This is a genomic window from Paenibacillus enshidis (assembly GCF_042136365.1).
GTDB classification, from domain to species: domain Bacteria; phylum Bacillota; class Bacilli; order Paenibacillales; family Paenibacillaceae; genus Paenibacillus; species Paenibacillus enshidis.
On the sequence record NZ_JBHHMI010000051.1, the window covers coordinates 1 to 10,415 of the forward strand.

Below are 10,415 nucleotides of genomic sequence, written 5' to 3' on the forward strand. Positions count from 1 at the left end.
CGAACCAAATGGCTTCACGGATCGGTTTTACGATGTAAAACCTACTCACTCGTTGTTCAGTTTTCAAAGATCAAACTATCATTCTCGCAGCCGCATTTTGTATCAAGCGGCCGGAATAAGAATATAACATGTAATCATTCATGTTTGCAAGCATTATTTTTTTATCTTGCTAACCAGCGTTTCGTGTGACCTATACCAGCCGCACTGTACAGCTTGAGGTCACAACAAAATATCAGGAAATACCCCGTACACCAGAAAACCGTCGGGAGATTGCTCCCTGACGGTTTTCACTTTTTAGCACATTAATTACTCATGAGAAGGCCCAATTTTACAAAGCAACCCGATATTGACCCAACGCTGTATCCGGAATAATGCAAACTCCCTCATCCGTTGTTCCCCAGCCGCCTCCGTCCACGGATTCGACTTCCCTGATGCCACGCAAAACCATTTTCCAAGGCTTGCCCGTGCCTTCGGCCTGAATCAAGATGCTGCGATCTTCCCTTTGCACGCTGATGCGCAGTTCTGCTTCGGCCGCCGTACTGTACACAGTCACCTCAGCTTTACCCTGGTCCTGAAGCTCAAACAGGTGAAGCTCAATCCCATCGACATAATCGTAGTCCGGACGCCGGTCATTCTGTCCTATAGCGACGATACTGTTTTCACGAACGAAAAACGGCAGGCTGAAATAATCATACTGTTCACTGTACCATTTTCCTCCTTGCACCACCTCGCCTGTCAGAAAATGTGTCCATCTTCCCTCCGGCAAGTAATAGCGGCCTTGCCCACAATCATTGAAAATTGGAGCCACGAGCAAAGAATCGCCAAGCATATACTGCAGATCAAGCGGTGCGCAGTTTGCATCCTCCATAAATTCAAGCACCATGGCCCTCATTAGCGGAAGACCTATCCGAGAAGCTTCAACTGATTGGGAATACAGATAAGGCATGAGCTTGCTTTTCAGCTTGGTAAAATAGCGCAGCACATCCACGGACTCTTCATCAAAAAGCCATGGCACGCGGTACGATTGGTTTCCATGCAGACGGCTGTGGGAAGAGAGCAGCCCGAACGCAGTCCAGCGTTTGTACAAGTCTGGTGTCGCCGTCTGTTCAAAGCCGCTGATATCATGGCTCCAGAAGCTGAATCCGCTCAGTCCGAGCGATAGTCCGCCGCGCAGCGTCTCGGCCATGGATGCATAGGTTGCCGAACAGTCGCCGCCCCAATGTACCGGAAACTGCTGGCTGCCTGCCGTAGCCGAACGGGCGAACAGCATCGCTTCATTTTTGCCGCGGCTTTCCTCAAGCGCCTCGAACACGGTTTTGTTGTACAGATAGGTATAGTAATTATGCATTTTCACTGGATCAGATCCGTCAAAATACACCACTTCCGTCGGAATCCGTTCACCAAAATCCGTTTTGAAGCAGTCCACTCCCATATCTACCAGCTCGATCAGCTTGTCTTTAAACCATCGCACCGCAGCCGGGTTGGTGAAATCCACAAGCCCCATACCGGACTGCCAGCGGTCCCACTGCCACACGCTTCCGTCCGCATTTTTAACCAGATAACCGTTCGCTTTGCCCTCCTTGAACAAATATGATTTTTGTCCGATGTAAGGATTGATCCAGACACAGATATGAAGGCCTTTGCTCTTCAGCCGGTCCAGCATTGCCTGTGGGTCAGGGAAGACATCTTCGTCCCATTTAAAATCACACCATTGGAATTCCTTCATCCAGAAGCAGTCAAAATGAAATACATGCAGCGGAATATCCCTTTCCAGCATCCCGTCAACAAAGCTGTTCACTGTCGCCTCATCATAATTCGTCGTGAACGACGTCGTCAGCCATAAGCCGAAGGACCATGCCGGCGGAAGCGCTGGCTTGCCGGTGAGAGCCGCATAATTTTCAAGCACCTCCTTCATGGAGCTGCCGCCAATAATGTAATATTTCAGACTTTCCCCAGGAACGCTGAATTGCACCTTGGACACATTTTCGGAAGCCACTTCATAAGACACCTGCTCCGGATGATCGACAAACACGCCGTAACCGTAATTCGAAATATAAAACGGAACATTTTTGTACGCCTGCTCGCTGCAGGTTCCCCCGTCTTCGTTCCACATGTCGACAACCTGGCCGTTTTTCACAAAAGGAGTAAACCGCTCTCCCAAGCCGTAAATGTATTCACCAATGCCCAAATCGAGCTGTTCGCGCATATACACTGCTGCATCAGGTGCGGATTTGATATAGGCCGGTCCTTTATAACCGGAGCCGGTCAGACGGCGGCCATCATATTCATAATCCACCTTCCATCCGTCCCGCGAATCAATGTTCACACTCAACTCGCCGCTGGTGAGGCTGACTCGCCCGTTCTCTTTTTTTACGGCAATTTCAAGATTCTCTTCTTGATGGATTTCGAACTTGGGCAGGATCTCGTCCAGATCATTGTGGATATATTCCACGGCAATGACATTTTTCATTGGTGAACTGTAACGGACCGTTAGCAATGTGGTATTGAGGGTGTTGCCTTTATGCTCTATTTTTTTGGTGGACGCAAACACGGTCACAGATTGCGCGTCGGTTTGAATATCACGAATTTCCACAGGGGACAGTACATGCAGTCCTGATCTTACGTGCCAGTAGCCGTCGGTAAATTTCATAGTATGGTTCTCTCCTGTCTTTATGGATAATTAGTCTTTCATCGATCCTGCTACAATTCCGCCCACAACATAGCGCTGCAGGGCGACGAAAATGATGATAATCGGCATGGCCGCAATGGTCGCTACCGCCATCAGGTTGTTCCATTCCGTGCCGTATTGGCCGATAAACCGGTACAGACCGAGGGTCAACGGGCGAACGCTGTTTTCTGTCGTCAGGGTCAAGGCAAAAATGAAATCCCCCCACCCGAATAGGAAGCAAAACACGGCAACCGTCATCATGCCAGGCACAACAAGCGGTAAAATGATTCTTGTAAACGCTGTAAATTTGTTGCAGCCGTCGATAGCCGCGGCCTCTTCAAGACCTTTGGGAAGCGCCAGAAAGGATGGCCGCAATATCAGCACGGCAAAAGGCAGCGCATGAATCATATCCGCCAGGATCAGGCCCAGATAGCTGTCCACAAGGTGAAGCTTGGAAAACATGATGAACAAGGGCATCGCCATCGTAATTCCGGGCAGCATTTGAATGGCAAGAAGCAAAATCAGCAGAATGGATTTGCCCCGGATATCAAGCCTGGCGAGCGCATACGCTCCCGGTACTGCAAACAAAAGGGACATCACCATCGTACCGATGGCCACGATAAAGCTGTTGCCAATGTAATGCAGCATATCCTGATTGTTGATGAAGTTATCAATATAGGCGGTAAACGTCGAATTCATCAAACCAAACTCCGGAGGGGTCTGGAACAGATCCGTGATTGGAGTCAGTGACGTTTTGACCATCCAGTACACAGGAAACAGAAAGATGATGGTAATAATGACGGCAATGACGGTCAGGAAAATGTTTTTACGGCTGTGCTCCATCCTAGTTCGCCTCCTCCTTGTTCGTCATACGCAGGTACACCATTGCGATCAGAAGCAGGATGACAAACATAATCATCGACACGGACGCCCCCTGGCTGAACTCGAATTTGGTAAAGGACATCTGGTACGAATAGATCGGCAGTACATTCGATGAATTCACCGGACCACCGGCGGTCATGATAAAGATGATGTCGAATACTTTGAACGTATTGATGATGCCCAGCATGATGAGAATGAGGATGGTCGGTCGCATCAGGGGCAGCGTAATATGACGAAACTGCTTTAATTTGCCTGCACCGTCCAGTTTGGCGGCTTCGTACAGCTGCTCAGGCATTCCCTGCAAACCCGTTAACAGAATAATCATATTGAACGGAATCCCCACCCAAATGTTCGCAATAATCGTGGACAGCAGTGAAGTGGATTGGTTACTCAACCAGCTGTACGGCTGATCAATGATGCCAAGGCTTTGCAAAATGAAGTTGACAACTCCGTAATCTCCGTTCAACATCCATTGAAATACAGAGGCCGTAATGACCATCGGCAGCATCCAGGCGAGTAGCATTAATGAACGCATCAAGTTACGCCCCGGAAATCTGCGGTTGAAAAACAACGCTAACGCAAATCCGATGCCAAACTGAAAAACAAGGCTGAATACCGTAAATACGATGGAGTTGCGAAAAGCCGTATAGAACACGGGATCTTTGAACGTGCTTACATAATTCTCGAAGCCGACAAAATGATGCTCCTTCTTGAAGTTATACACATTCACATCCTGAAAGCTTAGCGTAATGTTATAAACGATCGGGAACAGGACAAACACAAGCACAAACAGCACGATCGGCAGAACGAACAGATAGTTGTTCCATGAGGAAAACGATCTGGAGGAGCGTTTTGCCGGAGTCATTGCAGAGTGCACCATCCCGAATCCCCCCCTTTCTATTCTTCTTGTTGTTCCTGAAGCAGCGAGTCAATAATGGAACCGGCCGATTTCACAGCCGCTTCCGGTGTTTTTGCCCCTGTCAGCGCTTCCTGAAGCATGGTTTGGATCGCCTCCGAAATGCTGGCGTAGTTCGGACCGTATGCTCTCGCTTTTGCCACCTGCATACTGTCGGCAAACACCTTCATTTGCCGGTCTTCCTGCCAGAAGGGATCCTGAAGCAAATCGCTGCGGCTCGGCAGCCGGCCGTTCGTCTTGAGCAGCTCTTTCAGCCGCTCCGGCTCGTTGGCAAATTGAATCACATCAAAGGCGATATCCTTGTGCTTGGAAGCCTCTGAGATAGCCCAGTTTTCTCCGCCAAGCACGGTTGCTGACTGCATATCAGACGGGAGCTTGACAACATCCCAGTTCACCTTTGCATTTTTCTGTAGAAAAGGAATTTGCCAAGTTCCATTCACCATCATGGCTACCTTGCCTGCGGCAAACTGAGTTGCAGTATCCGATTGCTTTTGGGTGATTACGTCTTTGGACATCAGTCCTTCATTCACCATGTCCGTTAACATGGTTAGCGCTTTCAAAGTTCCCGGTGAATCAAAATCCGGAATGTCCGAACCCGCCTGCAGCACGAACGGCAGGAACTGAAACGTACCTTCTTCCGTTTTAACGGCGCTTACAGCAAAGCCGAACACATTTTTATTGCTCAGCTTTTTGGCCGCAGCCTGCAGCTCATCCCAATTGGCAGGAGGCTGTAATCCTGCTGTTTTGAAAAGATCAGTATTGTAATACAGAGCCAGATTGTTGCTTCCAACGGGTACGCCATAATTCCGGCCATTATATACTGTGGATGACCAAGGTCCCTCAATGTAATGCTTGGCCTGTCCCCACTCCTCTATCTCTTGGGTAAGGTTCGCAAGCACACCAGCAGCCGAAAAGGTTTGGTGGTCCGCGCTATCGATCCAGACGATATCCGGACCCTGGTTGCCGATGGACCCAAGCAGCAGCTTGGTTTTGATATCCGAGTAAGACACATAGGTCCGTTCTATCGTGATGTTCGGATGTGCTTCCTCATACTCAGAAATGATTTTATTGATGGCCGCTACGCTGGCGTCGCTGGTCATCGTGTCCCACCAGGTGATTTTCACTTTATCTCCCGATCCCCCAGAACTCTGGCCCGGGGTGCAGGCCGTCAAAATAAGGATGAGGCACATGATAATTGATAGCGCCTTCATTTTGCCGATCACGATAAGTCCCCCTTTATGCTTTTACTCCGAAAGAAAAGAAAAAATCGAAATAATGATGTCGAAATAGTTTTAATGATGTACGTAAATCATTTTACTGTGTAAAGCATGTATCCTTACTCCTGTAAGCTTCAGAATAAGGCGTCGATGCTTTTTTAAATGTAATAGCGGGCATTTTCCCTTGTTACAAGCTCCAATCTCGTGATGTTCTCCCGCATATTGATCTTCTCCCCATAAGCCAAATGGGCAAACAAAGTCTTTACGGTGAGATAACCCTGGTTCACAGGATCCTGGCAAATCGTTGCTGTCACGACATTTCTGCACAGGAACTCATAAATTTCCGTTGTAATGTCATGCCCGATCAAAGCCACTTTGCCTGCCAATCCCGCCTTCTCCAAATGAGCAGCCACTACCTGCAGCTTGGCGCTTGTCACATAAACAGAATCGACCTGACTGAATAATTCTGCAAAGGTATCCGGGTCCTCATACTCTTTCTGCTTAAGCTTCAGCATCTGCGTCATTTCCACGTTGCCGTATTCAGCAATGACTTCCCTGAAGCCCATAATTTTCTGCTGCATCTGAAACGTCGTGGCCGACGGTACTGATGAGGCATCCGAAGTAATGAGACCGACTCTGCCATGGCTTCCCGAGAATTTGCACAGCAGGTCTGCTGCCAATCTGCCCGCGATGCGGTAATCACAGCCTACATAAAACAGCCGCTTGCTGAGCGGAGAGTCATTGTTGAAGGTGCAAATGGGGATGCCGCTGTCGATCCCTTTGTCGATAATATCCGCCATTTCCTCGGAATCATTGGGCGAGATCGCAATCGCATCAAACGCCTTGGAATCAATCAGGTCCAGAACGGCCTGCTTCTGCTTCTCCAGATCATACTTTTCGGATTTGAACAGCTCGATATGAAGCCCATAATCTCTCAGCTCCTCATAGGCCGTCCGAATCCCCCTCTCGATCTGGTCCCAGAAATAATCCGGCAGCTCCGGAAACACAATCGCCAGCGACAATTCCTTCTTCCGCGACAAAAAACTGGCCGACTTGTTCGGCGTGTAATTAAGCTCCTGCAATTTATCCATCACCTTGCGGTATGTTGCAGGCTTGACGTTGCCCCGATTGTTCAGCACCCGGTCCACCGTCGCCACCGAGATTCCGATCATCTGTGAAATTTCCTTGAGCGTCAATCTTCTGCTATCGTTCATATCCTCCAACCTCGGTTGTATGCGCTCTCATCATGTGTTGAAAGCTATTTTGTTTATTTCAAATTCATCATAATCCTTGCGGTAAAAGCTGTCAATGTCTTTGTGACGTTAATTTCAACAAAATGATGTTCGTACATCATTTTGTTTAATCGCGGAAGCCCACCTTCCGGACACGACTGTCATACCGGGAGTGGGCTTCCTGTTTTTTATTCAACCGTCTCTTTTATCCCGCTGCTACGTTAAGATAAACCGCTGCCTTCCGTTCCCGGTCTTGTCTTCCACATGAAAGTCACAATGAGCCCGATTCCCATAATAATGGCGGCAAACAGGTAAGGATAGTTGATATTGACATCAAACAAAATTCCGCCAATGGCTGGTCCGGCAATGTTCCCCAAACTGGTGTACGTGGAGTTCATACCGGCGACAAAACCCTGTTCTTTATCGGCGGATTTGGATAAAAATGTCGTAAGCGCCGGGCGCAGCAAATCGAATGCCAGAAAAATAAAACAGGTTACCGCCAAAACGACCCAGAAGTTGGAGACCAAAGTTGAAATGACAGCCAGAACAACTCCGGCGATCAAACAGATCTGGATCAGCTTCTTTTCTCCCAGTATATCAACCATTTTGCCGAACAGGAAAATTTGTACGACCACACCGAAAATGGAGCTAGCCGTGATGATGACAGCAATGTCCTGCGGTGTGAAGCCGAACTTGTGATCGGAAAACAAGCTGAATACCGTCTCGTACGCCGAAAGTCCAAATGCGAGCACAAATACGAGCACAAAAGCGACAAAATAAATCGGACGCAGCGATTTCCGCAAATCGCCTGCGAAACTGGATTGCTGTGCATGTGCAGAAATTTCGGCGAGCTGTTCTTTTGTCAACTGCTCCTTTAACATGAATACAGAGCAAAGACATGCCACAAAAGCAACCCCGGCCGCATAGTAGAAAGGCAACCGTATGCCGTACTCGGCAATGAAACCGCCAATGCCGGGACCGATAATAAAACCGGTGCTGATCGCAGCCGAAACATAGCCCATCGCCTTGGGGCGTTCTTCTACCGAAGTAATGTCAGCCACATAAGCAGTGACGCCCGGCATAATGAATGCGGCGCTGATCCCACCTAACACCCGGGCGAGATACAACACCCACACATTCGTACCTGCGCCAAAAATCAATTCCGAAATACTAAACAGCAACAGGCCGAGCAGGATGATCTTTTTCCTGCCATAACGATCGACCCATCGGCCAGCAATCGGTGACACCAGCAACTGGGCAACCGCAAATGCGGCTACCAAATAACCCATCGTTTTGCCCGACAAATGCATAATATTCATAAAAGACGGCATGACGGGGATAACCAGACCAATGCCCAGAAAAACAATAAATATATTGCTTAGCAGTATGAGTAATACCGCTTTTTGCTCTCTAATCGGTTTCTGCATGATCGTTACCTCTTTCTGCACTTTCTGGTCGATTTCTGAACTTGATGCATTCTATCATGAACGCGAAACGCCCCGCCAAAAAACAGCCCAAGACGCTTCCAGCTTATCCCGCAATCGCTTCTCATCATTGCCATATACGAGCTCCAATATAATGGAGTCTACTACGCCCTGGAAAGCCAATGTCGGTATTTGCGCAGCGTCTCCAACGATGGCTCCGGCATCAAGCCATTCCTGAAATTTGCGCTCCAGTACCCTCTGCACTTGCATCTCCAGATCAATGACTTCCTTCTCAATATCTTGAGCCAAATGCGCCGGCGGAAAGAACGACATGCGCAGCCAAAATTTCAATAGCTCGTTTCTCTGGAACAAATCAATGATCAGCTGCAAAAAACCGTACAAGTCCCGCTCAGGGTCCGGCGAAGCGTTGGTGCCAAAATACTCCAGCTTGGATGACAGTTCCGCTTCCTTCGCATCGCGCAGAACATGCAAAAACAGATCATCCTTGCTTTTGAAATGAGCGTAGATGGACTGTTTCTTCATGCCGACCGCATCCGCGATTTGAGCGAGAGAAGCCCCTTCATAACCGTGAATCGTAAAATATTTTAATGCCGCATCCTTGATTTCACTGTTTTTCAAACCGACACCCCTATACTAACGAACGTTCGTCAGTTATAATAGCAAAAGAAGCCCACATAAGCAAGCAACGCGAAATCCGCCCAACAGAGATCAATTGTGAGAATAAGGAATCAGACTGAAAAATAAAGTGTTGGATTGAGAGGACAGAAGCAGTAGAGCTGTGAGGCAGCTTACGCTATTGTAACAAAAAGAAGCCATTCCTTAGTAAAATGGAAGTGACGAGCAACCATTTAAAGGAAGACTTCTTTTGTACATTCAATATACAAATTTATACGCGGGTTTGACATGGAGCCTCTGTGGGCATGATTCCCTGCGAAGGGGCGAAGCCATAGGCTTCGCAGAGGCCAGCTAGCCTATCATGCCCACCCCTCCATGTAAAACAGCTTTGCTTGGCTGTATCAAATTTCGCTGCAAAATTCCCCTTTAAGAATCATATTTTTCTTTTCAATCTAAAATGCTTAGTGTTGTATTAATAATACCTGATAACTTTTCTTGATTAGTTGCTGTTTTCACCATTGTACGTAATCCTAACCAAGCATTCATGAAGTAATGAGAAAGAACCTCAGGATCAAGTTGAGCTTTGACTTCACCAGTTTGTTGACCAGAAAGAATAAGATTGCATAGCAACTTCTCCGTTGTAGAATAACTTTCTTCAACAAAGGAAGAAACCTCTGGATCTAATAATCCCAACTCCACTCCAGAATTAACAATGAAACACCCTTGTGGGTCTCCTTTTTGTTTTAGAGTGGTCTCAAAAAATTGCCGAATCAATTCCTTCACCGGTTCTTGCTTCTCAACCAATATTCTCATTTTTTTGTTTTGAATAGCCTCGTATCGTTTGAGCGCCTGCATAAATAAGGCATGCTTATCCCCAAAAGTATCATAAATGCTTCTTCTGTGAATCCCCATTTTCTCAACTAATTCTTGCATCGAGGTTTTTTCGTAACCTTGCTCCCAAAAGAGCTGTATTGCTTTATCTAGTACTTCATTAACCTCAAATTCTTTGTATCTTGCCATGGTATCACCTCGTTCATTCATTATACAATTAAGTGAACGATCAGCAAACTCAAGAGCAATTACGCGTACATTTTCTAAATACATAAAGTTCTTATAACAATGTATTAAAGTGTTAAAAGAAACTTATAGTGGTCAAAAATACGTACCTTGCCATGAATAACTAACTTAAGATGCGGGTCTACCCGTGATCACTAACATTTCGAGTGGATTAACCGCAGCAGCTTTGACCCTTACCAAAACTTCGTTATCAGCAATTCTGGAATTGGGATCTCATTGACTTGGGCATGTATTTTTTTCGAGTACTTGGTGATCTGAGCTGCTTTCATCAGTGTTTTCATTATTAACTTGACTGTTGCAAAAAACTTGTCGTGTAAGTTTTTGACGAATGTTATATAAAACTGTAAACCGAATAGAAGTATT

8 protein-coding genes and 1 pseudogene are annotated in these 10,415 nt (G+C 47.1%); all 9 read right to left on the reverse strand.

Annotated features, from left to right (window positions below):
• Positions 1 to 328 precede the first annotated feature (328 nt).
• On the reverse strand, positions 329 to 2,650 hold the full coding sequence (yicI, locus tag ACE41H_RS24730; protein ID WP_375358234.1) for an alpha-xylosidase: 2,322 nt from the start codon (positions 2,648 to 2,650) through the stop codon (positions 329 to 331).
• A 30-nt stretch (positions 2,651 to 2,680) separates the two neighbouring features.
• The gene (locus ACE41H_RS24735) at positions 2,681 to 3,511 is read right to left on the reverse strand and encodes a carbohydrate ABC transporter permease (RefSeq protein ID WP_375358235.1); all 831 of its coding nucleotides are present in this window, start codon (positions 3,509 to 3,511) and stop codon (positions 2,681 to 2,683) included.
• 1 nt (position 3,512) lies between these two features.
• On the reverse strand, positions 3,513 to 4,430 hold the full coding sequence (locus tag ACE41H_RS24740; RefSeq protein ID WP_375358236.1) for a carbohydrate ABC transporter permease: 918 nt from the start codon (positions 4,428 to 4,430) through the stop codon (positions 3,513 to 3,515).
• Positions 4,431 to 4,447: 17 nt separating this feature from the next.
• Complete coding sequence (locus ACE41H_RS24745; RefSeq protein ID WP_375358237.1) at positions 4,448 to 5,689, reverse strand: sugar ABC transporter substrate-binding protein; 1,242 nt, start codon at positions 5,687 to 5,689, stop codon at positions 4,448 to 4,450.
• Between the two features lie 152 nt (positions 5,690 to 5,841).
• Complete coding sequence (locus ACE41H_RS24750; RefSeq protein WP_375358238.1) at positions 5,842 to 6,897, reverse strand: substrate-binding domain-containing protein; 1,056 nt, start codon at positions 6,895 to 6,897, stop codon at positions 5,842 to 5,844.
• A 239-nt stretch (positions 6,898 to 7,136) separates the two neighbouring features.
• Positions 7,137 to 8,363, reverse strand: a complete 1,227-nt coding sequence (locus ACE41H_RS24755; RefSeq protein ID WP_375358239.1) for an MFS transporter — start codon at positions 8,361 to 8,363, stop codon at positions 7,137 to 7,139.
• Between the two features lie 33 nt (positions 8,364 to 8,396).
• Entirely contained in the window at positions 8,397 to 8,978 is a 582-nt protein-coding gene (locus ACE41H_RS24760; protein ID WP_375358240.1) for a TetR/AcrR family transcriptional regulator, read from the reverse strand.
• A gap of 444 nt (positions 8,979 to 9,422) precedes the next feature.
• The gene (locus tag ACE41H_RS24765; RefSeq protein WP_375358241.1) at positions 9,423 to 9,995 is read right to left on the reverse strand and encodes a TetR/AcrR family transcriptional regulator; all 573 of its coding nucleotides are present in this window, start codon (positions 9,993 to 9,995) and stop codon (positions 9,423 to 9,425) included.
• Between the two features lie 180 nt (positions 9,996 to 10,175).
• Positions 10,176 to 10,333 (reverse strand): annotated as a pseudogene (locus ACE41H_RS24770) (NADP-dependent oxidoreductase); the annotation flags it as partial.
• Positions 10,334 to 10,415 lie beyond the last annotated feature (82 nt).